We start from the raw sequence: 26,008 nt of genomic DNA, 5'->3' as shown, positions 1-26,008 counted from the left end.
CTTCATTTGCCCGAACCGGCGATCTGGTCGCCGTCGCGGGTCAGGTAATAGGCGGCAAGGATGGGCAGCAGCGTCACCAGCACCACGACCATGGCGACGACATTGGTGACCGGACGCTGGCGTGGGCGGATCAGCTCTTCCAGCATCCAGATCGGCACGGTCTGCTGCTGGCCGGCGGTGAAGGTGGTGACGATGACCTCGTCGAAGGAGAGCGCGAAGGCGAGCATCCCCCCGGCAAGCAGAGCGGTGGCGATGTTGGGCAGCACGACGTGCCGGAAGGTCTGGAAGCCGTCGGCGCCGAGATCCATCGAGGCCTCGATCATTGAGCCGGAAGTGCGGCGGAAACGGGCGACCGCATTGTTGTAGACGACGACAACGCAGAAGGTGGCGTGGCCGAGCACGATCGTCCAGAACGAGAACGGGATGTCGGCTAGCGAGAAGGCCGAGCGCAACGCGATGCCGGTGATGATGCCGGGCAGCGCGATCGGCAGGATGACGAGCAGCGAGATCGTCTCGCGGCCGAAGAATTTCGTCCGTGACACGGCGGCGGCGCACAGCGTGCCCAGCATCAAGGCAATCGCGGTCGAGATGGCGGCGACACGGACCGAAAGCGACAGCGCCTGCCAGACATCCGGCCGGTTCCAGGTGACGGCGAACCATTGTGTGGTCAGCCCCGGCGGCGGCCAGACGAAGCTCTTCTCTTCCGTGGTGAAGGCGTAGACGAAGATCAACAAGATCGGCAGATGCAGGAACAGCAGGCCGCAGGCGGCAGCGATCTTGAGGCCGAGCGGAGCGGATTGCGAACCGTCAGAGCGCATCGAAGGCCCCCATGCGCTTGGCGCCCCAGAGATAGAAACCCATGATGACGATGGGCACGACGGTGAAGGCTGCGGCGAGCGGGATGTTGCCGGCTGTGCCTTGCTGCGAATAGACGGCCTGCCCGATGAACAGCCGCGATGTGCCGATGATCTGTGGGATGATGTAGTCGCCCAGCGTCAGCGAGAAGGTGAAGATCGAGCCGGCGACGATGCCGGGCAGCGCCAGCGGGAACAGCACGTTGCGGAAGGTCTGGCCCGGCGATGCGCCGAGATCGGAGGACGCCTCGACCAGATTGCCGGGCACGCGCTCCAATGCCGCCTGCACCGGCAGGATCATGAACGGCAGCCAGACATAGACGAAAGCGATGAAGGTGCCGGTGGCGGAGACCGACAAAGAGTTGCCGCCGACGACCGGCAGCGACAGCCAGCCATCGAGCACCCAGAGCAGATGCAATTTGGCGAGCAGCCAGGTCAAAATGCCTTCCTTGGCGAGGATCAGCTTCCAGGCGTAGATCTTGACGAGGTAACTCGACCATAGCGGCAGCATGATTCCGAGATAAAACAGCGCCTTCCACCGGCCGCGGGCATAGCGCGCCGCGTAATAGGCAATGGGGAAGGCGATGACGGCGGAGGCCAGCGTGACCAGAACCGCCATCGTCACCGTGCGCAGTATGATGTCGAGATTGGCGGGCTGGAACAGGTCGCCATAGGTCTTCAGCGTGAATTCGTGGTTGATGAGGCCGGAGAACTCGTCGATCGAAAAAAAGCTCTGCGCCAGAAGTGCGAACAACGAGCCGATATAGACAACGCCGAGCCATAGAACCGGCGGCAGCAGCATGAGGAACAGCAGCAGTTGCGGCTTGCGCCAGAAAAGGTCCGACAGTGCGCCGCGCATGCCACCGCTGCCGGGCAGGATGGCGGGGGCGGAGGTTGAGTTGAGCGCGGCGATGGTCATGGGGCGACCGCGTGCTGAAGGAACCCTGAGAAGCCGCGTTCCTTCACACCCCCCTCTGTCCTGCCGGACATCTCCCCCTCAAGGGGGGAGATCAGCAGTTTCGCTGCCTCGCCAAATCCCCAACGTTGAAGATTGGCGAAACCGGGAAGAACAGCCAATCTCCCCGCTTGAGGGGGAGATGTCCGGCAGGACAGAGGGGGGTGCTTGGCGCAAACCTCAATCATGCCGGCTCGTCCATCAAATGCAAATGCTCGCGGTTGAACATCAGCACCACCGCTTCGCCTTCCGCCGGCAGCTTTGTCCCGGCCGGCACGATGGCGTGCAGCCTCAACCCGTCGGCGTCGAGCGCCAGCTTGGTCGTAGCGCCGAGATAGTTGGTTCCGACCAGGCGCGCGGCGACGCCCTCGCCTTTGGCGGCGCGGCCGATGCGGATGGATTCGGGACGCAGGCTGCCCCAGCGGTGCTGGCCGGAATAGCGCTGGACGAAGTCCGGCGGCAGTACGTTGGAGGAGCCGACGAAATCGGCGACGAAGCGGGTCTTCGGCCGCTGGTAGATGTCTTCCGGCGTGCCGATCTGCATGATCTTGCCGTCATTGAAGACGGCAACGCGGTCGGCCATCGACAGCGCTTCGCCCTGATCATGGGTGACGAAGACGAAGGTGATGCCGAGCGCCTTCTGCAGCGACTTCAGCTCTTCCTGCATGTTCTCGCGCAGCTTGAGGTCGAGCGCGCCGAGCGGCTCGTCGAGCAAAAGCACCTTGGGCTGGTTGACCAGCGCACGGGCCAGCGCGACGCGCTGGCGTTGGCCGCCGGAGAGCTGGCCGGGACGGCGGGCGCCATAGCCCGGCAGGCGCACCAGCGACAGCGCTTCTTCCGCCGCCTTCTGTCGTTGCGGCTTGGCGATGCCCTTGACCATCAGCCCGTAGCCGACATTGTCGAGCACGTTCAAATGCGGAAACAGCGCGTAGTCCTGGAACACGGTGTTGACGTTGCGGCGATAGGGCGGCACGCCCTCGGCGCGTTCGCCGAAGATCGAGATCGAGCCCGATGTCGGCTGCTCGAAGCCGGCGATGAGGCGCAGGCAGGTCGTCTTGCCTGACCCCGACGGACCGAGCATGGCGAAGAACTCGCCGGGCACGATGTCGAGATCGACCGCATCGACGGCGCGCACGCTGCCGAAATGGCGAGAGACTTTCTGGAAGGAAACGGCCGATGTCATGGGCTGTCCGTCTGTTGCCGGTTTGTGGTTCGTCGAAATAGCTCTTGCCGCCACCAATCAGGCCAGCGGGCACGGCACTTCACCTCCCCCTCGATGGGGGAGGTCGCGGCGAAGCCGCGGGTGGGGGTGACTAGCACCGGACGTCAGCGCTGCCCCCACCCCGACGCTGCGCTCGACCCTCCCCACAAGGGGGGAGGGTTAAGGGAGCTCACCGCCCGCCGATGACGCCGATATAGTCGGACACCCAGCGGTAGTAAGGCACGCACTGGTCGTTCTGGGTGGCGCACTTCGAGACCGGCGTCTTCCAGAACTTGATCTTGTCGAAGTTCTCGTAGCCGTTGGTCTTGCAGCCTTCCTCGCCGAGCAGCTCGTTGCCCTTGCAGGCAGCGGGCACGACCGGGAGCGAGCCGAACCAGGCCGAGACGTCGCCCTGGACCTTGGGCGACAGCGAATGCTCAAGCCACATATAGGCGCAGTTGGGATGCGCGGCGTCGGCCTCCATCATGGTGGTGTCGGCCCAGCCGGTGACGCCTTCTTCCGGCACGGTCGAGGCGACCGGCTTCTTGGCGGCAACCAGCGTGTTGACCTGGTAAGGCCACGAACCGGAAGCGACGACGCCTTCGTTCTGGAAGTCGTCGACCTGGATGGCGGCGTCATGCCAGTAGCGGCCGACCAGCGTCCGCTGAACACGCAGCAGCTCGAGCGCTGCCTTGTACTGGTCTTCGTTCAGTTCGTACGGGTCCTTGATGCCGAGTTCCGGCTTGTGGAACATCAAATAGTTGGCGGCGTCGGCGATGTGGATCGGCCCGTCATAGGCCTGGACGCGGCCCTTGTTGGACTTGCCGTCCGGCAGGTTCATTTCCTCGAAGACGACGTTCCAGCTCTTGGGCGCTTCCTTGAAGACATCGGTGTTGTACATCAGGATGTTCGGGCCCCACTGATAGGGAACGCCGTAATGCACCTTGTCGACGGTGAACCAGGGCGCATCCTTCAGACGGTCGTCTACCGCCTTCCAGCTCGGGATGAGATCGGTGTTGATCGGCTGCACGCGCTTGCCGGCAACGAGGCGCAGCGATGCGTCACCCGAAGCGGTGACTAGATCGAACCCACCCTCATTCATCAGCGAGACCATCTCGTCGGAGGTGTTCGCGGTCTTGACGTTGACCTTGCAGCCGCTCTCCTTCTCGAAGGAGGTCACCCAGTCATAGCCCTTGTCGGTTTCGCCGCGCTCGATGTACCCCGGCCAGGCAACGATGCTGACCTCCCCTTCGCCCTTGCCAAGTTCCTTGACCTGGGCGACGGCCTGACCGGAAAAGGTCAGCGCGACCGTCAAGGCGGTGCACGTCTTCAGGAATGAATTCATCGTCAATCTCCCATTTTGGCGCCTGACTGCGAAGCGAGTCGCCGCCGCGGTCAGCCGCAGGCTGAAAAGCGTCAGTTCATCCGATGGCACGTTGCCGCTCTGATGGCGGCTTTCGTCCCTGACATGAAAAGTGCTCGGAAAATTCCGGTTTCGCAAATTCATTTATCAGAAACGCGATATCGGTTTTTCCGATAGATAACCACGCACCCTATCAACGCTGCTGGCGTACCATACGCTGCGACTGGGCAAGGCCGATGAAGTCGCGCGACGCCTGCGGCAGACCGGAGCCGCGGCGCCAGACCATGCCGACCTGGACGACCGGCAGGGAACCCGAAATGTCGCGCGATTCGATGCGGTCGCCTTCCAGCGACCACGGCCGGTAGACTAGGTCGGGCAGCAACGCCACGCCCGCACCTGTGGCGACGAGGCTGCGAACGGCTTCGACCGAGCGGGTGCGAAAGGCGACATGCGGCCTGGCGCCGATCGCCGCCAGAAGCTTGCCGGTGTTCTCCTCGATCTCGTCGACGGTCAGCATGATCAGCGGCTCGCCGGCAATGTCGCCTATGCCGATAATGTCGGCGCTGGCCAGCTTGTGGCCGAGCGGGACCCACAGCCGGTAGGCCGAGACCTCGAGGATTTCCGACTGCAGCGCGGTGCGGTCGCGCAAATTGGAGGTGACCATGACGGCAATGTCGAGCTTGCCGCCGATCAGCAGATGTTCGAGATAGTCGCCATTGTCCTCGATGGCCGAGACATCGACGCCGGGATAGGCGCGGCGGTAGCGCGCCAGCAGATCGGACAGCACATAGCCCGCGACCAGCGAGGTGACGCCGAGCTGCAGGCGCCCGCCGGCCACCACCTGGTCGTCGGAGAAAGCGCGGCGCGCATCGGAGACGTCGGCCAGGATCTTGGTCGCATGGCGCAGGAACTGGTGGCCTTTGTGAGTAATGTTGAGGCCACGTGGGTGGCGCTCGAACAATTCGACGCCGAGATCGCTCTCCAGCTCCTTGATCGCCTCGGTGACCGAGGATTGCGAGATGGAGAGGTTTTGTGCGGCGCCCGACACCGTGCCTTGCTCGGCGACGGCAATGAAGAACTGCAGCTGACGGATGGTGAAAGCCATGGCCGGACTAAACACCGGCGCGACGGAGAAGGAAAGCCGAAGGCGGGCCTTTTACCCGTAGGGCTTGAGGCGCCTCCTGTCAGCCGAAGCCGAGGCGCCGCCGGCAGGCAGGACCGTAGCGAAGCGCGAGCATAAAAGCCGTCTCCAGCGCCAAAACGATGACGATGATGCGAAAGCCGATGGCATAGGAATCCCGGCCGCTGCCGCGCATAAGGTAGCCGGTGACGAGGAAGCCGGTGTTCCATAGCGTGGCGCCGAGCAGCGTCGCCGCCGCGAAGGGCAAGAGTGGCAGACGGAGCGCGCCGGCCGCGATCGGCAGATAGTTGCGAACCGTCGGGATGAACTGCGCCAGCAAGGAGACCCGGACATGATGGCGGCGATAGGCCTGACCAAGCTTGCTGTAGGTCGCATAGCGCAAGCAGACATATTTGCCGAAACGCTCGACCAGCCTGTCGGCACGATCCAATCCAATCCTACGGCCCACACTATACCAGACAAGGCAGCCTGTGATGGCGGACAGCGTCGTCACCAGGAGCAGAATCGCCAGCGCCAGGAGATCGGAGGCTGCCGTCATGCCGAGGAACAGCAGCAGCACATGCGAGGGCGGCAGCGGCAGGATCTTTTCTGTGAAGGCGAGGCAGGCGACGCCGAGCAGGCCGAAGCCCAGGATCGCCGACAGTGGATCAGTCATGCGAAGCGCCAGTCATAGGTTTTGAGGTTCTTGATCCTGGACACCTTATACACCGTCATACACCGTCGCCGGCGGAAAGTTGCGGAATGTCCGGCCAAGCCGGGTCCGCTTCCAGGTCGGAGCGCGCAAGCGTCCAGGCCATGAGGAAAGACAAGGCATCGTTTGCAGCATGGTGACCTCATTGCTGATGCGGGCAATTCGCCCGGCCCGCATTTCGACGAGGCGCTGTTTGCGGCTGCCAAGTTGCATGGACATTGCGAAGAGCCGGATGATTAAAAAACAATTTTTCACCAGAACGACATCTTATGCGGCCGGCGACGCGGACGCATGATGCACAACATCGCCTTCGTGGTATCGGGTAGCGGCATGGGCCGGGATCGCGGCGCGCCAGTCGCTGGTGTTTGGCTAGGCCGCAGCGATGCTGAGGCGCGCTCCAGCCTCGGCAAGTGCCGAGGCAATGTCGCGCGGCGGCGGCTGGTCGGTGGCGAGTTCGGAAAAACCGTCGAAGCCGCAGACCTGGACCAGACCCTGGCGACCGAACTTGGTGTGGTCGGTGATGACCAGCGAGCGCTGGCCGCGCGACAGCACCATGCGGGCGAACTCCGCCTCTTCCAGATCGTAGTCGGCAAGGCCTGCGGCGGCATCGACGGCGCCGATCGAAATCACCGCATGGCTGACCGAGAAGCGGCTGACGAAATCGATCGCCGAGGCGCCGAAGGCGGCTCCGGAATCGCTGCGCAATTCGCCGCCGGCCATATAGACCTTGTTGCCGTTGACGGTGGCCAGCGTGCGGGCGATGTCGGATGAATTGGTGACCACGGTCAGCCGCCGGTGGCCGAGCAGTTCGCGGGCCAGGAACGAGGTCGTGGTGCCGGTGTCCAGCATGACCGATTCACCGTCGCGAATGGTGGCAGCGACCATGCGGGCGATCAGCCGCTTGGCCTCCGCATTGTCGCGCATGCGCCGCTCGAAGGGCGCTTCGCCGGCCATCGACGGCAGGCCGATGGCGCCATGCATCTTGAGCACCGAGCCATTGCCGGTCAGTGGCTTGACATCCCGGCGCACCGTTTCAAGCGAAACCCCCAGCCGGTCGGCGAGGCTGGCAATGGTGACGGTGCCCTCTTCCTTGAGGAGGCGGAGGATTTCGCCATGCCGTTTCGAATGGATCATCTGGCTTCCTCAATTTGCGGCCTGCCCGGTTTTAGGGCAATGCCGCCGTTTTTAAAGGAATTGCTCGTGGTTTCGGGCAAAACACCCAAAAAAAGTCACAACATTTCATTGACAGCTAGGCAGCACTGGCGTGACATTGACGGCGTGACAGCTTCGGAACTGCCACGGGAGGGTGATGGCAGAGCCGCAATTCACGGACCGGACCGTTTGGCCAGACCGTCTGGGTTTGAACTGGCACAAAAGTTTCTCAAATCCGCGGGGGCGGAGACCGGGTATCAAAACCTGGCCAGAGGGGCTCGTCGGTGCGGCGCGGGATAGGAGTTCCTGCGTCCCGCACCGACGAGATTTTTTGCGTTTCCCAACGCTCGTTGCGCGGCGCATGGCGCCCAAGAAAGCTCCGCAAAAGTCAGGGATGGCCCCGTGACTGCTGAAGACCGCATCCGGGCCTTGCCTTGCTGGAATGGCAGCATCGACATTGCGCCGCTGCCGGGCGGCCTCAGCAACGCCAACTATCTGGTCAAGGACGCGGCCGGGCGGCATGTCGTGCGCTTCGGCCAGGACTATCCGTTCCACCATGTCTTTCGCGACCGCGAGGTGATGACGGCCCGCGCGGCGCACGCCGCAGGCTTCGCGCCGGCGGTCCACCATTCCGAACCCGGCATCATGGTCACGGAATTCCTCGGCGCGAAGACCTATGTCGCCGAGGATGTGCGCGCCAATATCGGCCGCGTCGCAGCGCTTATGCGCGGGTTCCATCGCGAGATGCCCAATCACATCTCCGGCGCCGGCTTCATGTTCTGGGTCTTCCATGTCATCCGCGACTATGCGCGAACGCTGAGCGAAGGCGGCAGCCGCAAGCGCGACGAGCTGCCCAGGCTGCTGGCTCTGGCCGACGAGTTGGAGCGGGCGCAGAAGCTGCTGCCGATCGTATTCGGCCACAACGATCTTCTGCCGGCAAATATCCTCGACGATGGCGACAGGTTGTGGCTCATCGATTTCGAATATGCCGGTTTCAACACCGCGATGTTCGATCTTGCCGGCGTTGCCTCCAACGCCGAGATGAGCGACGCGGAGTCCTTCTCTTTCCTCACGGCGTATTTCATGCGCGAGCCGGATGAGGCGATCCGCCGCTCGCACGCGGCCATGCAATGCGCCTCGCTGCTGCGCGAGGCGATGTGGAGCATGGTTTCCGAACTTTACCTCGACGCGCCCGGCATCGACTACGTCGCCTACACCGCGGAGAACCTGACGCGGCTCGACGCGGCGCTGGACAATTACCGCACGAAATACGGGACACAGTCATGAGCTTGCCCACGCATGCCGGCATCGTCGTCATCGGCGGCGGCATTATCGGCTGTTCGACGGCCTATCACCTGGCGCGCGACCACAAGGCCGATGTCGTGCTGCTGGAACAGGGCAAGCTGACCTCGGGTTCGACCTGGCATGCGGCCGGGCTGGTCGGCCAGTTGCGCTCGTCGGCCTCGATCACCCGCGTGCTCAAATATTCGGTCGAGCTCTACAAGGGACTGGAAGCCGAAACCGGACTCGCTACCGGCTGGAAGATGACCGGGTGCCTCAGGCTTGCGACCAATGCCGACCGCTGGACCGAATATAAACGGCTGGCGACGACGGCCAGGAGCTTCGGCATGGACATGCAGTTGCTGTCGCCGGGGGAGGTCAAAAAGATGTGGCCGCTGCTGGAGACTGGCGACCTCGTCGGCGCCTCCTGGCTGCCGACCGATGGGCAGGCCAGCCCCTCCGACATCACGCAGTCGCTGGCCAAGGGCGCGCGCATGCATGGCGCCAAGCTGTTCGAGGACGTCCGCGTTACCGGCTTTGACATGACGGACGGGCACATCACCGCGGTGAAGACCAACAAGGGCGACATTGCTTGCGACAAGGTGGTGAACTGCGCCGGGCAATGGGCACGCCAGGTCGGCGCGATGGCCGGCATTTGCGTGCCGCTGCAACCGGTCAAGCACCAGTACATCGTCACCGAGAAGATCGACGGGCTGGCGACCGACGCGCCGACAATCCGCGATCCCGACCGCCGCACCTATTTCAAGGAAGAGGTCGGCGGGCTGGTGATGGGCGGCTATGAGCCGAACCCGCAGGCCTGGGCGACCGGCCTGCCCGGCGGCGATGTCCCCGATGACTGGGAGTTCCGCCTGTTCGACGACGACTACGATCATTTCGAACAGCATATGAGCCAGGCGATCGCGCGCGTGCCGGCGCTGGAGACGGTCGGCGTCAAGCAGATGATCAACGGGCCGGAGAGTTTTACGCCGGACGGCAATTTCATCCTCGGTGTCGCGCCCGAATGCGCCAACATGTTCGTCGGCGCCGGCTTCAACGCCTTCGGCATCGCTTCCGGCGGCGGCGCCGGCTGGGTGCTGGCGCAATGGGTTGTCGATGGTGAAGCGCCGCTCGACCTTTGGGTGGTCGACATCAGGCGCTTTTCCAATTTGCACCGCGACCGGCAATGGGTCAGCGATCGCACGCTGGAAGCCTATGGCAAGCATTACACGATCGGCTTTCCGCATGAGGAGTACGTCTCGGGCCGGCCGCGCATCGTCTCGCCGCTCCACGAGCGGCTGAAAGCGCACCGCGCGGTGTTCGGCTCCAAGCTCGGCTGGGAACGGCCGAACTGGTTCGCGCCGCAGGGCGCCACATCCGAAGACATTTATTCCATGGGCCGGCAGAACTGGTTTGGCCCGGTCGGCGAGGAGCATCGCCATGTGCGCGAGAAAGTCGGCATCTTCGACCAGTCGTCCTTCGCCAAATACGAAATGACGGGTTCGGATGCGGCTAAGGCGCTGGACTGGATCTGCGCCAACGATGTCGCCAAGCCGGTGGGACGGCTGACCTACACGCAGCTTCTCAACACGCGCGGCGGCATCGAGGCCGATTTGACGGTGGCCAGGCTCGCCGAAGACAAATTCTACATTGTTACCGGCACCGGCTTCCGCACGCATGATCTCTCCTGGATCGGCGACCATGTCGGCAAGGGTCTCGACGTGACGCTGAAAGATGTCACTGAGGATTTCGGCACGCTGTCGCTGATGGGACCGCGGGCCCGCGACGTTCTGGCTGCCGTGACCGATGCCGATGTCTCGAACGCCGCCTTCCCGTTCGGCCATATCCGCGAGATCACGACTGCCGGCCATACGGTTCGGGCGCTGCGCGTCACCTATGTCGGCGAGCTTGGTTGGGAATTGCATGTGCCGATCGCCGCCACCGGCGAGATTTTCGACACGCTGATGGCGGCAGGCAAGCCGCACGGCATCCGGCCGATCGGCTACCGGGCGCTGGAATCACTTCGGCTGGAGAAAGGCTACCGCGCCTGGGGCTCCGACATCACCCCCAACGACACGCCTCAGGAGGCCGGCCTCGGCTGGGCGGTGAAGCTGAGGAAGAACACCGATTTCGTCGGCCGGCGGGCGCTCGAAAAGATCAGCGGCGCCGACCTGAAGAAACGCTTTGCCGGCTTCACGGTCGACGATCCCGATATCGTGCTGGTCGGGCGCGAGACGATTTTGCGCAATGGCGAACCGGTCGGCTATCTCACCAGCGGCGGTTATGGCTACACGCTGGCTAAGAACATCGGCTATGGCTATGTCCGCAACGCCGATGGCGTCGGCGACGATTTTCTCAGCTCAGGGGACTATGAGCTGGTGGTCGCGATGGAACGGACGCCGGCCAACATTCATCTCGAACCGATGTACGATTCTTCGATGAGCAGGATCAAGGCGTAGACGAAACCTGGATTAGCTCACACGGAGTACAAGGCCGCGGCTGGGCACGGTGTCAGCCTCGCCCGGCATCGAAACATAAGGCGCAGTCTCCTCGGCACGAACGACCCTGACCTCAGCCTCGAGCGCAGCGATGCGATCGGCAAAGCCGGCGTTCCACAGCGTGTTCTTGATGGTCAGCACGATGACGCCACCGGGACGGCAGACGCGGATCAGTTCGTCCAGCCCCTCGGCGCCGACATGGCCGGAGGTGAAAACGCCGGCCGAGACGATGCCGGCATAGGCATTGTCGGCAAAGGGCAGTGGCCCGCCGAGCGCCAGGCAATGCAGCGCCGAATAGACGCCCTTTGCCGCCGCTTTAGACAGCATGCCTTGCGAAATATCGAGCGCTTCGACCTGGGGATAGCCGGTGATGGCCAGCCACTCGCCGATCAGCCCGGTGCCGGCGCCGGCGTCGAGAAGCGGTGCGGCGCCGCGCGGCAGATGGCGGGCCAGCAGGGCCAGGCAGATCGTCGGATGGCGGTAGCCGGCGGCCGACATGTCGGCATCGTAGGTTTCCGACCAACTGTCATAGATCGCGGCGACGTCCTCGGGCCGTTGCGCCGCATAGGCGGCGCCAAGCCCGCCATGATCCTTGTTGCCCGCCATGGCTGTTTCTCCGCCAGCTCGCTGCTCACCCTCGATCGGATGATAGCCAAACGGCGAAAACTGTGGAACCGTTGTCGCAAGAAATACACGGCCAAGGGCAACAGGCATGGGGACGGACGAGGCACGCGCAACACTTGCGGCAATTCCGGCATTGGCGGGCTATGACGGACCGCTTGAGCGGCTGGGCGGGATGACCAATCTCGTCTTTCGGGCCGGCGATATCTGCCTGCGTATCCCCGGCAAAGGCACCGAGGAGTATATCAACCGCGCCAATGAAGCGGTGGCGGCGCGTGAGGCGGCCAAAGCGGGCGTCAGCCCCGAAGTGCTGCATGTCGACCCCGCGACAGGCGTGCTGGCGAGCCGCTTCGTTGCCGGCGCCGTGACGATGTCGCCGGAAAAGTTCAAGCTGCGCGCCGGCAGCCCGGCCCGCGCCGGCGAAGCCTTCCGCAAGCTGCACACGTCCGGTGCGGTATTTCCGTTCCGCTTCGAGCTGTTTGCGATGATCGACGACTATCTCAAGGTCTTATCGACCAAGGAAGTCGCGTTGCCGCCGGGCTACCACGACGTGGTGCGCGAATCCGACACCGTGCGTGCGTCCCTTGCCGCGCATAGACTGCCGATTGCCGCCTGCCATTGCGATCCACTGTGCGAGAATTTTCTCGATACGGGCGAGCGGATGTGGATCGTCGACTGGGAATATTCGGGGATGAACGACCCGCTCTGGGACCTCGGCGACCTCTCGGTCGAAGGCCGGTTCGACACCGCGCAGGAGGAAGAGATGATGCGCGCCTATTTCGGCGGCGAGGCAAAACCGGCCGAGCGCGGCCGCGTCGTCACCTACAAGGCGATGTGCGACCTGTTGTGGACGCTCTGGGGCCTTATCCAGCTTGCCAACAACAACCCGGTCGAGGATTTCCGCGCCTATGCCGACGGCCGCTTCGCCCGTTGCAAGGCGCTGATGGAAACGCCTGAGTTTTCACGGCATCTGGCGGCGGTGCGCCAAGGTTAGGTCAATTCACGCCTTTCGGCACGTTCTCCGGCGGCACGACTATTTCGACCACCTTCTGGCGGTGGAAGATGAACAGGCCGGCGAGCACGACGATGGCCGCGCCGATCAGGATGCGCGGTCCCGGCACGTCGCCGAAGAAGGCCAGGCCGAAGATCACCGCCCATAGAAGCAGGCTGTAGTGCAGCGGCGCCAGCGTCGAGGCAGGGGCCAGTTTCAGCGCCCTGGTAATCATCAGATGCGCGCTGCAGGAGACGATGCCGAGCAGGAGCATGGCGCCGAAATCGAGTGCCGAGGGCGTCTGCCAGGCGCCGATGGTCATCACGCCGCCGACCAGCAGCGTGCCGATAGTCTGCCAGGTGACCAGCGTTGTGTCGCTGGTGCCGCGCAGGCGGCGGCTGAGGATGATGGCGAAGGCGAAGGCAATGCTGCCGACCAGTGCGAACAGCGAGGACTGCGAGAACGCCGCCGAAGACGGCTTCAAGATGATCAGCACGCCGCAGAAGCCGACCATGATGGCGGCCCAGCGGCGCCAGCCGACCTTTTCACCGAGCAGGAAATGCGACAGCGCCGCCACATAGATCGGCCCGGCCATGTAGAAGCTCATCACATCGGCCAGCGGCAGATAGACGACGGCCGCGTAAAACAAGGCTGTATCCACCGTGGTCGCCAGCACGCGCAGAATCTGGAGGACCGGCCGCTCCATCTGGAACAGTCTGCCGGCGCCCTGGTTGGCGATCATCGGGCCGAGCACGATGAAGGCCCCGATCGATCGGATCAGCACCACCTGCCCCACCGAGAAGCTGGCGACCAGCCATTTGCCCATCGCGTCGTTCAGCGCGAACATGAAGTCGCCGGCCAGCATCAAAAGGATGCCGGCCAAAAGCACGTTCCTGATGGTAAAGGTGCGGACGAGCGACTGGGCCATGCGGCTCCCTAGCTGCAAGCGGCCGCTTTGACGAGGCAAATCGGTAAGACCAGCGGCGGAAATCGGCTGTTTCTACGCAGTTTTGTGCCGCCGGTTCACCTGTCCGGGACGGCCGGCGATCGACAGCCGTGTCTCCTGCTTCGTGCGCTCGGCCACCACCTTGCCCCTGGCGACGACGCACAGCCGTTCGGCACGTAACCTCAAGGCCTCGATCGGGTTGCCGGCATCGAGGATAACGAAGCTGGCGCGCTTGCCCACGGCAAGGCCGAGATGATCGAGGCCCATGATGGCGGCGTTGACATTGGTGACCATGTCGAAGCAGCGCGCCATGTCGGCAGGGCTCGACATCTGAGCGACGTGGAGGCCCATGAAGGCGACGTCGAGCATGTCGGCGGTGCCGAGCGAATACCAGGGGTCGAGAACGCAATCCTGGCCCCAGCCGACGCGGATGCCGAGCGCCTGCATCTCCTTCACCCGGGTCATGCCGCGGCGTTTGGGAAACGTGTCATGGCGGCCCTGCAGCATGATGTTGATCAACGGATTGGGGATCGCCGACACACCGGCCTCGGCAATCAGCGGCAGGAGCTTGGAGACGTAATAATTGTCCATCGAGTGCATGGAAGTCAGGTGCGAGCCGGCCACCTTGCCCTGAAGGCCAAGGCGGTGGGTCTCATAGGCAAGCTGCTCGATGTGGCGCGACAGCGGATCGTCGGTCTCGTCGCAATGCAGGTCGACCATCAGCCCGCGCTTCGACGCGATTTCGCACAATTCGGTCACCGAGCGCGTGCCGTCGGCCATGGTGCGTTCGAAATGCGGGATGCCGCCGACGATGTCGACGCCCATGTCGAGCGCGCGGATGGTGTTGTGGCGCGCCGTCGGCGAGCGATAAAACCCGTCCTGCGGGAAGGCGACCAATTGCAGGTCGATATAGGGCGCGACAATCTTCTTGACGTCGAGCAGCGCCTCGACCGCGAGCAACCTGTCATCGCAGACATCGACATGGGTACGGATGGCGAGCAGGCCCATCGAGACCGCCCAGTCGCAATAGGCGAGCGCCCGCTCGCGAACCGCGTCATGCGTCAGGAGCGGCTTCAGCTCGCCCCATAGCGAAATGCCCTCCAGCAGCGTACCCGAAGCGTTGATGCGTGGAATGCCGTAGGACAGCGTGGCATCCATATGGAAATGCGGATCGACGAAGGGCGGCGAGATCAGATTGCCACGGGCGTCGATCGACGTGCCGGCGCTGACATGCAGTTCGGGCTCGATGGCGACGATCGTCTCGCCGATGATGCCGAGGTCGGCGACGGTGCCGTCGGGCAGCGTTCCGCCGCGCACAACAAGGTCGAAATCCATCTGTCGTCATCTCCCCGCAGATCAATCGCCGCAATCGTGGCGCAAAAGACACCGTGCCGCAGCCGATTGTCTCCGCGACAGCGAAAGGTTCCATCCGGCCACAACTCGCTCTATAAGCCGCCTTTCGCCCTGGTGGCGAATCCGAAATTCGTCAGTCAGGCATGGGATCGGCCATTTGTTTCGCTTCTTCCGTTCGACGGAAAACCAGCGCCTTATCGCAAGGCTTTTGCGGGAATCCTTTCACGCGCATAGATTTGGCTACGCTGCGGCCATTCTGTCGATGCTGGTGGTGGCGGCAACGACAGCAGCCAGCGCCTATATGCTGCGCGAAATCACCAATGAATTCGTGGTTTACAAGCGGATTGGGCAGGTCAATCTGATCGCGGCGGCGACCGGAGCGATTTTCATTCTCAAGGGCTTCGCAAACTTCATCCAGGCCTACTTCATGAGCAGGGTCGGCAATGCCATCATCGCCGACCGGCAGCGCAAGATCTATGACAGCATTCTTGCGCAAGGCATCGAATTCTATCATTCGACCTCTTCGTCCGAACTGATTTCGCGCATGACGAACAATGCCCAGGCCGCGCGCAGCGTGCTCGACCAAATCGTCACGTCCTATGTTCGCGACCTGGTGACGCTGGCTGCGCTGGTGGGTGTGATGGTCTGGCAGCAGCCGGCGCTGTCCCTGATCTGTCTGGTGATCGGGCCGATCGCCATTTACGGCGTCAATCGTATCCTGAAGCGCGTCCGAAAAATTGCCTCGCAAGAATTCCGTTCGCTCGGCCAGATCGTGCAGGTGATGCAGGAAACGGCGATCGGCGTGCGCGTCGTCAAATCCTTCGGCCTCGAAGGCGCCATGCGCAAGCGCATGTACAAGGCCGTGTCGGACGTGGAGAGCCGCGCCAACAACATCGCCACGCTGGAGGCCGCCACCAGCCCGGTGATGGAAACGCTTGCGGGGCTGGCCATCGCTGGCGCCGTTTTTGTCAGCGGCTTCCTGGTTCTGGGCGGCGGCGGTCAGATGCCGGGCAACATCATGGCGTTCATCGCGGCGCTGCTGTTGGCCTATGAGCCGGCCAAGCGCCTGGCCCGCGTACGCATCTCGCTTGAAACCGGCATTGTCGGCGTGCGCATGATGTTCCAGCTCGCCGACCGGCCGCTGACGCTGGCCGAAAAGCCGGATGCAAAGCCGCTGCGGGCCGGGCCGGGCGAGATCCATTTCGACAATGTCAGCTTCGCCTACCCCGAAAGCGCGCCGGTGTTCGAGGGACTGGACCTGACGCTTGCCGCAGGCAAGATGACGGCGCTGGTCGGACCCTCGGGCAGCGGCAAGTCGACCATCCTCAACCTGATCATGCGCATGTACGACCCGCAGGTCGGCAGGGTGATGTTCGACGGGCAGGACATTTCTTGTGCCACGCTCACCTCGGTCAGGGAAAAGATCGCCTATGTCAGCCAGGACACGTTCCTGTTTGCCGGCACGATCATGCACAACATCAGGCTCGGGCGCGAGGGCGCCACGGACGAGGAAGTAATGGCCGCCGCAAGGGCCGCCAATGCACATGACTTCATCAGCGCCCAGGCGAAAGGGTACGACACGGATGTCGGCGAGAATGGCGCGCTGCTGTCAGGCGGCCAGCGCCAGCGCATCTCGATCGCGCGCGCCATGCTGCGCAATGCCGAAATCCTGCTGCTCGACGAGGCGACCAGCGCGCTCGACGCCGAATCCGAGGCGCTTTTCCGCGACGCGCTGCAGCAGCTGACGGTCGGGCGCACCACCATCGTCATTGCCCACCGCCTGTCGACCGTGCACCAGGCCGACACGATCGTGGTGCTGGAGGCCGGCAAGGTGGTGGAAAGCGGCGCGCATCGCACGCTGCTCAACCAGGGCGGGCTGTATCAGAAGCTTTACGAATATCAGCTGATGCCGTGAGCTTTACCCTCCCCCTTGTGGGGAGGGTCGCTGCGCAGCAGCGGGGTGGGGGTCGGCGCCGCACCCCTCACTCCGGTACGTGCCGCACCGCGCCCTTGTCGGCGCTGGTGGCGAAGGCGGCGTAAGCGCGCAGCGCGGTCGTCACCTTGCGCTTGCGCTTTTCCTCGGGCTTCCAGGCCATGGCGCCCTTCGCCTCCATGGCCGCGCGGCGCGCGTCGAGTTCAGCGTCGCTGACAGCAAGCCGGATCGTGCGGTTGGGGATGTCGATCTCGATCGTATCGCCTTCCTGCACCAGTCCGATCGTGCCGCCTTCCGCTGCTTCGGGCGAGGCATGGCCGATCGACAGGCCTGATGTGCCGCCGGAGAAGCGGCCGTCGGTGACCAGCGCGCAGGCCTTGCCGAGGCCTTTCGACTTTAGATAGCTCGTGGGGTAGAGCATTTCCTGCATGCCGGGACCGCCGCGCGGTCCTTCATAGCGGATGACGACGACATCGCCGGCCTTGATTTCGTTGGACAGGATCGCCTTCACGGAAGCGTCCTGGCTTTCGAACACGCGGGCCGGGCCGGTGAACTTCAGGATCGACTCGTCAACGCCGGCCGTCTTCACGATGCAGCCGTCGAGCGCCAGATTGCCTTTCAGCACGGCAAGGCCGCCGTCTTTCGAGAACGGCGTCTCGGCTGAGCGGATGACGCCCTTCTCGCGGTCGAGGTCGAGCTCGTCCGAGCGGCGGTCCTGGCTGAAGGCGACCTGTGTCGGCACGCCACCCGGAGCGGCGAGAAAGAAGTCGCGGACGCTCTGGCTCGAGGTGCGGGAGATGTCCCAATGGTCGAGCGCTTCGCCCAGGCTTGCCGTATGCACCGTGGGCAGGTTGCGGTTGAGCAGCCCGGCATTGTCGAGCTGGCCGAGGATCGCCATGATGCCGCCGGCGCGGTGGACGTCTTCCATATGCACGTCGGACTTGGCCGGTGCGACCTTGCACAGCACCGGAACGCGGCGTGACAGCCGGTCGATGTCTTCCATGGTGAAATCGACCTCGCCCTCATGGGCGGCGGCCAGGATATGCAGCACGGTGTTGGTCGAGCCGCCCATGGCGATATCGAGCGTCATGGCGTTCTCGAAGGCGCCTTTGGAGGCGATGCTGCGCGGCAGTGCCGACTCATCATCCTGCTCGTAGTAGCGCTGGGCGAGATCGACGATGAGATGGCCGGCCTCGACGAACAGCCGCTTGCGGTCGGCGTGGGTTGCGAGGGTCGAGCCATTGCCGGGTAGCGACAGGCCGAGCGCCTCGGTCAGGCAATTCATCGAATTGGCGGTGAACATGCCGGAGCACGAGCCGCAGGTCGGGCAGGCCGAGCGTTCGATGACCTTGACGTCCTCGTCGGAGATCTTGTCGTCGGCGGCGGCAACCATGGCGTCGACCAGGTCGAGCGCTTGTGTCTTGCCGGCGAGCACCACCTTGCCGGCTTCCATCGGCCCCCCGGAGACGAAGACGCTTGGGATATTGAGGCGCAAGGAGGCCATCAGCATGCCGGGCGTGATCTTGTCGCAATTGGAGATGCAGACCATGGCATCGGCGCAATGCGCGTTGACCATATATTCGACCGAGTCCGCGATCAGCTCGCGCGACGGCAGCGAATAGAGCATGCCGTCATGGCCCATGGCGATGCCGTCATCGACGGCGATGGTGTTGAATTCCTTGGCGACACCGCCGGCCTTCTCGATCTCGCGCGCCACCAGCTGGCCAAGGTCCTTGAGATGGACATGACCCGGCACGAACTGGGTGAAGGAATTGACCACCGCGATGATCGGCTTGCCGAAATCCGAGTCCTTCATGCCGGTGGCGCGCCACAGGCCGCGGGCGCCGGCCATGTTGCGGCCGTGGGTGGTAGTGCGGGAGCGATAGGCAGGCATGAATGTTCCTTGGCTGGTTGGCTGCGCTCAACGCGGAGCGTGGCGGCGCTTAATTTGGACCGCGGGGTTTATAGACCGGCAAGTATGGTCTGGCCACATTTTTGCAATGCGCCAGAGTCTCGCTGAAATCAGGGTTTCGAAAAAGATTGCCGGCCAGTGTCGGATCGCTAGCCCGGCATCCGTCCTTGGGACGACGGCAAGGGAATGGCACCATTTCTATAAGTCAGCCGCTTCACCTGTAACCGCAACCAAACACCCGAGGAGCATGACATGCAAAAGATCACCACCTGCCTGTGGTTCGATGGCCAGGCCGAAGAGGCGATGAATTTCTACGTTTCCATCTTCAAGAACTCGAAGGTACTGAGCGTGCTGCGTTGGCCCGAAGGCCATACCGATGCCGGCAAGGCGCTGGTAACCACGTTCGAACTCGACGGCGTGCAGTTCCAGGCGCTGAACGGCGGACCGCAATTCAAGTTCAACGAGGCGATGTCACAGTCGATCGACTGCAAGACGCAGGAAGAGGTCGACTATTTCTGGGACAAGCTCATCGAAGGCGGCGGCGAACCGTCGCAATGCAGCTGGCTGAAGGACAAGTTCGGCGTCTCCTGGCAAGTCGTGCCGGAGCAACTGCCGCGCCTGCTTCTGGATCCGGACCGGGCCAAGGCCGGGCGGGTGATGTCGGCGATGATGCAGATGAGCAAGATCGATATTGCCAAGATCGAGGAAGCTGCGAAGGGGTGAGAAGCGGCCGCGTAGCGGACGAAAAGCCAATTGCTTTGCTTTTCGAGCTTCGAACGCCCTGAGCCACGCGAACGGCCGGCGCGCCTTGGAGCCAATTGACCCTTCAAGGTCGGCGCTGCCCCTCATCCGCCCTCGGGCACCTTCTCCGCGTAAGCGGGCAGAAGGAAAAGGGGCGCCTTACGCCGCCTTGTCGCGGACCTGGTAGTCCTTGATGGTGGCGAAGCGGATCGCCCTCCAGCGTTCGGCTTCGTAGTTCAGCGAGAAGGCGTTCTGGGCCAGAAACACCGGGTCGTTGTCGAGATCGCGGGCGATGTCGCCGCGATGCGCCTCAATGAAGCGAAGCGTTTCGGCCTTGTCGTCGGCAGAGATCCAGCGGCAGACCGAGAAGCGCGACATTTCGAATTCGACCGGCAGCGTGTATTCGAAATTCAGCCTTTCCTTCAAGACGTCGAGCTGCAGCGCGCCGACAACGCCGACGATGGCCGGCGAGCCGTCTTCCGGCGAAAACAGCTGCACGACGCCTTCCTCGGCCATCTGGTGCAGCGCTTCCTTGAGTTTTTTCGCCTTCATCGCGTCGCCGAGGCGCACACGGCGCAGGATTTCCGGCGCGAAGTTGGGTACGCCGCGGAACAGTATCTCCTCGCCTTCGGTCAGCGTATCGCCGATACGCAGCGTGCCGTGGTTGGGAATGCCGACGACATCGCCGGCAAACGCTTCGTCGGCGGTGACGCGGGTGCGGGCAAAGAAGAACTGCGGCGCCGACAGGCTCATCGGCTTGCCGGTGCGCACCAACTTGGCCTTCATGCCGCGCTCGAGCTTGCCCGAACAGACGCGCACGAAGGCGATGCGGTCGCGATGGTTGGGGTCCATATTGGCCTGGATCTTGAACACGAAGGACGTCATCTTCTCCTCCGTCGCCTCGACCTTGCGGGTGTCTGCGTCCTGCGCACGCGGCGGCGGGCCGAAGGCGCCGAGCGCCTCGATCAGGTCGCGCACGCCGTAATTGCGCAGCGCCGAGCCGAAATAGACCGGTGTCAGATGGCCTTCGCGGAAGGCGTCGATGTCGAGCGGGCGGCAAGCTTCGCGCGCGAGCTCCAGCTCCTCGATGAAGGCCTCGCGCTCGTTTTCCGGCAGCAGGCCGGCGACGCGGTTGGAGTCGGGGCCGTTGACCGGCGTGCGGTCTTTCTCGGCATCGCCCCTGCGCACAGCGTTGAGCGCCAGGTGGTAGGTGCCGGCAAAAGTCTTGCCGCGGCCGATCGGCCAGGTGATGGGGGCAGTGTCCAGCGCCAACTTCTGCTCGATCTCGTCGAGAATTTCGAACGGGTCGCGGCTTTCGCGGTCCATCTTGTTGATGAAGGTGATGATCGGGATGTCGCGCAGCCGGCAGACTTCGAACAGTTTCAGCGTGCGCGGCTCGATACCCTTGGCGGCGTCGATGACCATGACGGCGCTATCGACCGCCGACAGGGTGCGGTAGGTGTCGTCGGCAAAATCCTCGTGGCCGGGCGTATCGAGCAGGTTGAAGACATTGTCCTCATATTCGAAGGTCATCACCGAGGTGACGACCGAAATGCCGCGCTCGCGCTCGATCTTCATCCAGTCGGACCGGGTCTGGATGCGATCCTTCTTGGCCTTGACCTCGCCGGCAAGCTGGATGGCGCCGCCGAACAGCAGCAGCTTTTCGGTGAGCGTCGTCTTTCCGGCGTCGGGGTGGGCGATGATCGCGAAAGTGCGGCGGCGCGATACCGCCTGTTCGATGTCTTCAGCCAATTTCTGGAATCCTGTCTGTGGCGCGGGCTTCTAGCAGCGCATTGCTGGCCTGTCGACAGTTTCGGGCCGGCAGGCCGACCACACTTGAGCTTGAATCGTTACGGTGGCATCAGAGGAGCCCATTCTGAGAGGTCCGGTATGAGCAGCGCTAAAGAAGTCATCGTCATTGGCGCCGGCATTATCGGGGCGTCCATCGCCTGGCACCTGACCAAGGCCGGGGCGCGGGTGACTGTGATTTCCGATAGTGGTGCCGGCGGCGTCGCCACGCCAAACTCCTTTGCCTGGATCAACGCCAGCTGGGGCAATCCCGAAATCTATTTCCGGCTGCGCATCCGTGCGATGGCCGAATGGAAGCGGCTGGCAAACGAGCTGCCCGGCCTGCCGCTCGCCTGGTGCGGCGGGCTGTGCTGGGATCTGCAGGCCGACAGGCTCGAAGCCTACGCGGCTGAGCACGCTTGCTGGGGTTACGGCATCGAACGCGTCGACGCCGGGCGGGCAGCGCAAATCGAGCCCAATCTCGTCGAGCCGCCGGAATTCGCTGTCTATGTCGCGGAGGAAGGCGTGGCCGAACCGGTCGCAGCGGCCAAGGCGCTGCTGGCCCACGCAGAACGGCAAGGTGCGCGCGTTCTCTCCAGTTCTGTAACCGCACTTGTCCAGACCGATGGCAGGATTGCCGGTGTCGATACATCGCATGGGCTGATGCCAGCCGAAGAGGTGGTGATCGCAGCCGGTGTCGGGGCGCCCGATATTGCCGCTACCGCCGGCATCAAGCTGCCAATCGAGACGCCGCCCGGTCTGATCGTCCACTCGCAGCCCTACAAGAAGCTCCTCAACGGGCTGGTGCATGCCGAAAAGCTGCATATGCGCCAGACGGCGGAGGGCCGCATCATCGCCGGCTCGGATTTCGCGGGGAGCGATCCCGGTGAGAATCCCGACGCCACGGCGCGCGAGCTGTTTGCAGCAATGAAGGCGGCTTTGCGCGGCGCCGACGAACTGGAATTCGATTTCCACACGGTTGGCTACCGGCCGACGCCGATCGACGGCTTTNCGGCTTTCCGATCATCGGCCGCGCCGAGGGCACGGAAGGTCTCTATGTCGCCGTCATGCATTCCGGCATAACGCTGGCGCCCGCGGTCGGGCTGTTCGCCACGCGCGAAATTCTCGACGGCGAGCGTGATCCGCTGCTGACGCCTTATGGGTTGGGTCGGTTTGCTCAGTAGCCCGGCGGACGCTTGAAGCCGCCGGTCAGCGCTTCGATCGCCTTGGCGATGCCGAGCAGCCGCGATTCCGACCAGCGCTTGCCGACCAGTTGCAGGCCGATAGGCAGGCCGTCGCGGTCTTGCCCGCAGGGCAGCGAGAGTGCCGGATGGCCGGAATAATTGAAGACCGCGCCATAGGCCGGTAGCATCCAATAGCTTTGCTCCTTGCCGTCGACTTCGATCGGCGTGCCGGGCTCACAATGCGCGAAGGCCGTGGTCATGGCGACCGGGCACAGCAAGGCATCGCAGGTTTCGAAGAACCTGTCCCAGGCCAGGATCGAGCGGTCGCGGCGAGCGAGCGCCTCGAACCAATTGGTGATCGGCGTTGGCTGCTCCGGCGGTTCGGGCTGCGCTGCCTCCAGCATCATGCCGATCAGATCGCCGCCCTGCTCCAGATCGTCATGCAGATCGATCTCAGGCAAGTTCGCTTCTTCCACAATCACCCCTGCTGATTGCAACCGCTTGGCCAGGCTTTCGACCGCGGCAGCGATTTTACCAGCCACCGGAAAGCCGGGGAAGGACGGCGCGACGGCGATGCGCAATGTCTTGAGGTCGAGCCTGGGCATGGCCTCTACGGGCACCGGCGCGAGGTCGGTGTCTGCTCCGTCCGGGCCGGCGATGATTTTGTAGATCAGCGCAAGATCCTCCACGCTGCGCGCCAGCGGGCCGAGGCAGGACATCAGCCGCACGCTGCGCGCCGCGCCGTTCGGATCGGGGAAGGCGCCGGCCAGCGACACGCGGTGCTCGGTCGGTTTCAACCCGTAGACGCCGCAAAAAGCCGACGGCAGGCGGATCGAATCCTGCATGTCGGTTCCGACATCGAACGGCGTCATCCCGGTCGCCACTGCTGCCGCGGCGCCACCGCTGGAGCCGCCTGAAGTGCGCGATAGGTTCCAAGGATTGCTGGTGCGACCGAACAGCGGATTGTCTGACTGCCAGTCGCCCAGCATGGTCGCGACATTGGTCTTTCCAATCAGGATGCCGCCTGCGGCTTTCAATCGGGCGACGACCGGACTGTCTGCCTTTGCCACATAGTCGGCGAATGGTGCGAAACCAACCGTGGTCTTCATATCAGCGGTTTGGTGCATGTCCTTCAACGTGAAAGGCACGCCATGCAGCGGTCCGAGCGCATCGCCGCGCGCCTGCACCGCGTCGGCTTGTTTCGCGCGCTCGCGGGCGCCTTCCCCATCGAGATTGACGACCGCGTTGATTGCCCCGTTGTGTCGGTCGATTTGGACCAGATGGGCGTCCAGAGCTTCGACGGCGGAGATCTTTCGCGCCGCGATTGCGGCGGCGAGATCGATGGTCGAGGAAAAGGCGAGGTCCATGATTGCTCCGGCTGCTGCCAAACGTATCGCGGTTTAAAACCAAGTTCAGCATTCGGAGATCATCGGCGCTTGATCAAAATTGCGCTTGCCGGTCGGGTTGAGGTTGGCGCTCTACGGCGCCCCCCTCTGTCCTGCCGGACATCTCCCCCACTTTGGGCCCACTTTGGGGGGAGATTGGCAGCTTTGGCTTTCGGCGCACCTTTTCCTGCGTTGAAAATTGGCGAAGGCCGCCGTGACCTCCAATCTCCCCCCTCGTGGGGGAGATGTCCGGCAGGACAGAGGGGGGGCGCGAAGGAATGCGGCCTAGACTAGGGCCTAGACGACCAGTGCCAGCCTTGCCACAACCGGCACGAACGGCCGAATGCTCATCCCATCACCCGTAATGGTCACAAAACTCGCGGGCGGGATGGCCTGCCATTCCCCGCCCTCGCGATCGAAAGGCTCCGACACGATGCAACGGCCGGCATTGCGCACCGACGTGTACAGCGTCGGCGCGTGATCGTCGCTGGCATAGCGCACGGCATACAGCGCCTTTCCATCCGAAAAGGCCGCAGTCAGTTTCAAGGCTGGCTCCGGACCGGCGCGGCGCGATGCCTCGATGACGCGGGCGGTGGCGCGCGATACTGCCCCTTGCGGGTCGCCAGCAAGACCCTCGTCGATCATCAGCAGGAAAAACAATTCGGAATCGGTGGTGCCCTCGCGCTGGTCGAAGACGGCGTCGCAGAGCGAGTTCTCCAGCGCGCGGCGGATCTTTTCGAAGCCGCCGATCTGGCCGTTGTGCATGAACGACCAGCTGCCGGAGATGAAGGGATGGCAGTTCATGCGGCTGGTGGCGCCGCCGGTCGACGCTCTGACATGGGCGAGGAACAGGCCGGATTTGATCTGCCGGCACAGGCTTTTCAGATTGGGATCCGACCAGGCCGGCAGGATGTCGCGGTAGAGGCCGGGCTCGGGCCGGTCGCCATACCAGGCAAGGCCGAAACCGTCGCCATTGGTCGGCGACTTGGCTTCCTGGGCGCAATGGCTCTGGGCGATGAGCGAGTGGCAAGGCGCGGTGACGACGTCCTCGAGGAAGACCGCGTCACCCAGATAGGCCGCCCATCGGCACATCGCTTCTAACCAATCCTAGGCGCGATCCAAGAGAGCCTGGGGCTCCTTGACCGCGTGCGAGCCTCTGTTGTGCGTCCGTTCATAGAGTTCGCGAACGATTCGGCTTGCCGTAGTTTCGAAGAGAAACGGCAAGAAAGCGTGAACGAGTGCCGCACCAGCGGCCATCAGGAGGCGCGAGCAGAACCAGGCGGCAAAGGCCATATGGCTGAAATAGGTCTCGCCCACCTTGGCCGGGTGAGAGGTGAACAGCTTCGAAAACAGCGTCGTCATGGTGATCCCTCCTGCCGGGATAAGCCCCGATGTGGGTATCCTGCCACGGGGTAAAGGTTCATCGGTCTCAATTTGTCCTTGTCTAACGCCGTCGTTCGGGACATTCATCCCAACATGGCGCTTGAATTCGATGAAATCGACCGAAGATTGCTGGCCGAGCTGCAACGCGACGGCACACTGTCGGTCGATCAGCTCTCCGAAAAAGTGTCGCTGTCGCGCAACGCCTGCTGGCGCCGGGTCAAGCGGCTGGAAGAGGACGGCGTCATCACCGGACGGGTGGCGCTGGTCGATGCCGACAAGCTCGGGCTCGGACTTTCGGTGTTCATCCTGATCCGCACCTCCAATCATGACCCGAACTGGCTGCAGAAGTTCCGTGCGGCGGTGACCGGTTTTCCCGAGATCACCGGGGTCTATCGCATGTCCGGCGATCTCGACTACGTGCTGCGCGCCCGCGTTGCTGACATGAAGGCCTATGACCGGCTCTATCAGCGGCTGATCGCCAAGGTGGCGCTGTCGGACGTTTCGGCCTCCTTCGTCATGGAGGAGATCAAGGAGACGACCGTCGTTCCGGTGGAATTGCGCTAGGTCACACTGCCGCCTGAAAGAAAGCCGTTGATAGGCCTGCGGACGAGTTGACCGAATCGCCGTTCGCGCCGATA

General features: G+C 63.6%; 21 protein-coding genes and 1 pseudogene. 7 read left to right on the top strand and 15 right to left on the bottom strand.

Annotation, left to right across the window (positions count from 1 at the left end; translation table 11 throughout):
• Window positions 1-2: 2 nt before the first annotated feature.
• The 7 genes from X733_RS143240 to X733_RS143275 all read right to left on the bottom strand — a co-directional run bounded on the left by X733_RS143240 (window position 3) and on the right by X733_RS143275 (window position 7,339).
• Window positions 3-818: an ABC transporter permease gene (locus X733_RS143240; RefSeq protein WP_023819541.1), complete on the bottom strand. Its 816-nt coding sequence runs from the start codon at window positions 816-818 to the stop codon at window positions 3-5.
• Window positions 808-1,773 carry an ABC transporter permease gene (locus X733_RS143245; RefSeq protein WP_023685099.1) on the bottom strand — a complete coding sequence of 322 codons (966 nt, stop codon included), beginning with the start codon at window positions 1,771-1,773 and terminating at the stop codon, window positions 808-810. The genes X733_RS143240 and X733_RS143245 overlap by 11 nt, the downstream gene beginning before the upstream one ends.
• A 220-nt stretch (window positions 1,774-1,993) precedes the next feature.
• Window positions 1,994-2,992: an ABC transporter ATP-binding protein gene (locus tag X733_RS143255; RefSeq protein WP_023685100.1), complete on the bottom strand. Its 999-nt coding sequence runs from the start codon at window positions 2,990-2,992 to the stop codon at window positions 1,994-1,996.
• 208 nt (window positions 2,993-3,200) lie between these two features.
• The gene (locus X733_RS143260; protein ID WP_023692632.1) at window positions 3,201-4,355 is read right to left on the bottom strand and encodes an ABC transporter substrate-binding protein; all 1,155 of its coding nucleotides are present in this window, start codon (window positions 4,353-4,355) and stop codon (window positions 3,201-3,203) included.
• 211 nt (window positions 4,356-4,566) lie between these two features.
• On the bottom strand, window positions 4,567-5,478 hold the full coding sequence (locus X733_RS143265) for a LysR substrate-binding domain-containing protein (RefSeq protein WP_023673412.1): 912 nt from the start codon (window positions 5,476-5,478) through the stop codon (window positions 4,567-4,569).
• A 79-nt stretch (window positions 5,479-5,557) separates the two neighbouring features.
• Window positions 5,558-6,169: a DedA family protein gene (locus X733_RS143270; RefSeq protein ID WP_023685101.1), complete on the bottom strand. Its 612-nt coding sequence runs from the start codon at window positions 6,167-6,169 to the stop codon at window positions 5,558-5,560.
• A gap of 405 nt (window positions 6,170-6,574) precedes the next feature.
• Window positions 6,575-7,339, bottom strand: coding sequence for a DeoR/GlpR family DNA-binding transcription regulator (locus tag X733_RS143275; protein ID WP_023685103.1), 765 nt, complete (start codon window positions 7,337-7,339; stop codon window positions 6,575-6,577).
• Between the two features lie 420 nt (window positions 7,340-7,759).
• On the opposite strand from X733_RS143275, the gene X733_RS143280 reads away from it, so the two are divergent.
• Together X733_RS143280 and X733_RS143285 are read left to right on the top strand one after the other, a co-directional pair.
• Window positions 7,760-8,644 carry a phosphotransferase family protein gene (locus tag X733_RS143280; protein ID WP_023819539.1) on the top strand — a complete coding sequence of 295 codons (885 nt, stop codon included), beginning with the start codon at window positions 7,760-7,762 and terminating at the stop codon, window positions 8,642-8,644.
• Window positions 8,641-11,094, top strand: a complete 2,454-nt coding sequence (locus X733_RS143285; RefSeq protein ID WP_023819538.1) for an FAD-dependent oxidoreductase — start codon at window positions 8,641-8,643, stop codon at window positions 11,092-11,094. The genes X733_RS143280 and X733_RS143285 overlap by 4 nt, the downstream gene beginning before the upstream one ends.
• Window positions 11,095-11,106: 12 nt before the next feature.
• Here the strand turns inward: X733_RS143285 and X733_RS143290 are convergent, their stop codons facing one another.
• Window positions 11,107-11,739, bottom strand: coding sequence for a class I SAM-dependent methyltransferase (locus X733_RS143290; RefSeq protein ID WP_023692639.1), 633 nt, complete (start codon window positions 11,737-11,739; stop codon window positions 11,107-11,109).
• A gap of 106 nt (window positions 11,740-11,845) precedes the next feature.
• Between X733_RS143290 and X733_RS143295 the strand changes: the two genes are divergently transcribed.
• The gene (locus tag X733_RS143295) at window positions 11,846-12,748 is read left to right on the top strand and encodes a phosphotransferase family protein (RefSeq protein ID WP_023715584.1); all 903 of its coding nucleotides are present in this window, start codon (window positions 11,846-11,848) and stop codon (window positions 12,746-12,748) included.
• A gap of 1 nt (window position 12,749) precedes the next feature.
• Here the strand turns inward: X733_RS143295 and X733_RS143300 are convergent, their stop codons facing one another.
• Window positions 12,750-13,673, bottom strand: coding sequence for a DMT family transporter (locus tag X733_RS143300; RefSeq protein WP_023725821.1), 924 nt, complete (start codon window positions 13,671-13,673; stop codon window positions 12,750-12,752).
• A gap of 72 nt (window positions 13,674-13,745) precedes the next feature.
• Window positions 13,746-15,026, bottom strand: a complete 1,281-nt coding sequence (locus X733_RS143305; protein WP_023698914.1) for an amidohydrolase family protein — start codon at window positions 15,024-15,026, stop codon at window positions 13,746-13,748.
• Window positions 15,027-15,201: 175 nt separating this feature from the next.
• On the opposite strand from X733_RS143305, the gene X733_RS143310 reads away from it, so the two are divergent.
• Complete coding sequence (locus X733_RS143310) at window positions 15,202-16,959, top strand: ABC transporter ATP-binding protein (protein WP_023698913.1); 1,758 nt, start codon at window positions 15,202-15,204, stop codon at window positions 16,957-16,959.
• 67 nt (window positions 16,960-17,026) lie between these two features.
• On the opposite strand, the gene ilvD is transcribed toward X733_RS143310, so the two are convergent.
• A complete protein-coding gene (ilvD, locus tag X733_RS143315) occupies window positions 17,027-18,871 on the bottom strand; it encodes a dihydroxy-acid dehydratase (protein ID WP_023819537.1) in 1,845 nt (614 codons plus the stop codon).
• A 270-nt stretch (window positions 18,872-19,141) separates the two neighbouring features.
• On the opposite strand from ilvD, the gene X733_RS143320 reads away from it, so the two are divergent.
• A complete protein-coding gene (locus X733_RS143320; RefSeq protein ID WP_023685112.1) occupies window positions 19,142-19,612 on the top strand; it encodes a VOC family protein in 471 nt (156 codons plus the stop codon).
• A 177-nt stretch (window positions 19,613-19,789) separates the two neighbouring features.
• Here X733_RS143320 and X733_RS143325 read toward each other — a convergent pair whose 3' ends face one another.
• Window positions 19,790-21,382 carry a peptide chain release factor 3 gene (locus X733_RS143325; RefSeq protein WP_023685113.1) on the bottom strand — a complete coding sequence of 531 codons (1,593 nt, stop codon included), beginning with the start codon at window positions 21,380-21,382 and terminating at the stop codon, window positions 19,790-19,792.
• 138 nt (window positions 21,383-21,520) lie between these two features.
• On the opposite strand from X733_RS143325, the pseudogene X733_RS01000000166490 reads away from it, so the two are divergent.
• Window positions 21,521-22,602: pseudogene (locus tag X733_RS01000000166490) on the top strand (FAD-binding oxidoreductase).
• Here the strand turns inward: X733_RS01000000166490 and X733_RS143330 are convergent.
• The 3 genes from X733_RS143330 to X733_RS143340 all read right to left on the bottom strand — a co-directional run bounded on the left by X733_RS143330 (window position 22,596) and on the right by X733_RS143340 (window position 25,349).
• Complete coding sequence (locus tag X733_RS143330; protein ID WP_023746651.1) at window positions 22,596-23,969, bottom strand: amidase; 1,374 nt, start codon at window positions 23,967-23,969, stop codon at window positions 22,596-22,598. The pseudogene X733_RS01000000166490 and the gene X733_RS143330 sit on opposite strands and share 7 nt — an antisense overlap.
• Before the next feature lie 315 nt (window positions 23,970-24,284).
• Entirely contained in the window at window positions 24,285-25,079 is a 795-nt protein-coding gene (locus X733_RS143335) for a class II glutamine amidotransferase (RefSeq protein WP_023746650.1), read from the bottom strand.
• 15 nt (window positions 25,080-25,094) lie between these two features.
• Complete coding sequence (locus X733_RS143340; RefSeq protein ID WP_023685117.1) at window positions 25,095-25,349, bottom strand: DUF6356 family protein; 255 nt, start codon at window positions 25,347-25,349, stop codon at window positions 25,095-25,097.
• A 114-nt stretch (window positions 25,350-25,463) separates the two neighbouring features.
• Between X733_RS143340 and X733_RS143345 the strand changes: the two genes are divergently transcribed.
• On the top strand, window positions 25,464-25,934 hold the full coding sequence (locus X733_RS143345) for an Lrp/AsnC family transcriptional regulator (protein WP_023746649.1): 471 nt from the start codon (window positions 25,464-25,466) through the stop codon (window positions 25,932-25,934).
• Window positions 25,935-26,008: the final 74 nt, after the last annotated feature.

Source organism: Mesorhizobium sp. L2C066B000 (assembly GCF_000502335.1).
In the GTDB taxonomy this organism is placed as follows: Bacteria; Pseudomonadota; Alphaproteobacteria; order Rhizobiales; family Rhizobiaceae; genus Mesorhizobium.
Note: the sequence above shows the minus strand (reverse complement) of the source record. Positions and strands in the feature narration are given on the sequence as shown.

Excerpts from the sequence above, each read along its gene's own strand:
- X733_RS143255 (WP_023685100.1), bottom strand. The coding sequence starts at position 2,992 with ATGACATCGGCCGTTTCCTTCCAGAAAGTCTCTCGCCATTTCGGCAGC.
- X733_RS143260 (WP_023692632.1), bottom strand. The coding sequence starts at position 4,355 with ATGAATTCATTCCTGAAGACGTGCACCGCCTTGACGGTCGCGCTGACC.
- X733_RS143275 (WP_023685103.1), bottom strand. The coding sequence starts at position 7,339 with ATGATCCATTCGAAACGGCATGGCGAAATCCTCCGCCTCCTCAAGGAA.
- X733_RS143265 (WP_023673412.1), bottom strand. The coding sequence starts at position 5,478 with ATGGCTTTCACCATCCGTCAGCTGCAGTTCTTCATTGCCGTCGCCGAG.
- X733_RS143290 (WP_023692639.1), bottom strand. The coding sequence starts at position 11,739 with ATGGCGGGCAACAAGGATCATGGCGGGCTTGGCGCCGCCTATGCGGCG.
- X733_RS143340 (WP_023685117.1), bottom strand. The coding sequence starts at position 25,349 with ATGACGACGCTGTTTTCGAAGCTGTTCACCTCTCACCCGGCCAAGGTG.
- X733_RS143305 (WP_023698914.1), bottom strand. The coding sequence starts at position 15,026 with ATGGATTTCGACCTTGTTGTGCGCGGCGGAACGCTGCCCGACGGCACC.
- X733_RS143285 (WP_023819538.1), top strand. The coding sequence starts at position 8,641 with ATGAGCTTGCCCACGCATGCCGGCATCGTCGTCATCGGCGGCGGCATT.
- X733_RS143320 (WP_023685112.1), top strand. The coding sequence starts at position 19,142 with ATGCAAAAGATCACCACCTGCCTGTGGTTCGATGGCCAGGCCGAAGAG.
- ilvD (WP_023819537.1), bottom strand. The coding sequence starts at position 18,871 with ATGCCTGCCTATCGCTCCCGCACTACCACCCACGGCCGCAACATGGCC.
- X733_RS143295 (WP_023715584.1), top strand. The coding sequence starts at position 11,846 with ATGGGGACGGACGAGGCACGCGCAACACTTGCGGCAATTCCGGCATTG.
- X733_RS143245 (WP_023685099.1), bottom strand. The coding sequence starts at position 1,773 with ATGACCATCGCCGCGCTCAACTCAACCTCCGCCCCCGCCATCCTGCCC.
- X733_RS143335 (WP_023746650.1), bottom strand. The coding sequence starts at position 25,079 with ATGTGCCGATGGGCGGCCTATCTGGGTGACGCGGTCTTCCTCGAGGAC.
- X733_RS143300 (WP_023725821.1), bottom strand. The coding sequence starts at position 13,673 with ATGGCCCAGTCGCTCGTCCGCACCTTTACCATCAGGAACGTGCTTTTG.
- X733_RS143240 (WP_023819541.1), bottom strand. The coding sequence starts at position 818 with ATGCGCTCTGACGGTTCGCAATCCGCTCCGCTCGGCCTCAAGATCGCT.
- X733_RS143330 (WP_023746651.1), bottom strand. The coding sequence starts at position 23,969 with ATGGACCTCGCCTTTTCCTCGACCATCGATCTCGCCGCCGCAATCGCG.
- X733_RS143270 (WP_023685101.1), bottom strand. The coding sequence starts at position 6,169 with ATGACTGATCCACTGTCGGCGATCCTGGGCTTCGGCCTGCTCGGCGTC.
- X733_RS143345 (WP_023746649.1), top strand. The coding sequence starts at position 25,464 with ATGGCGCTTGAATTCGATGAAATCGACCGAAGATTGCTGGCCGAGCTG.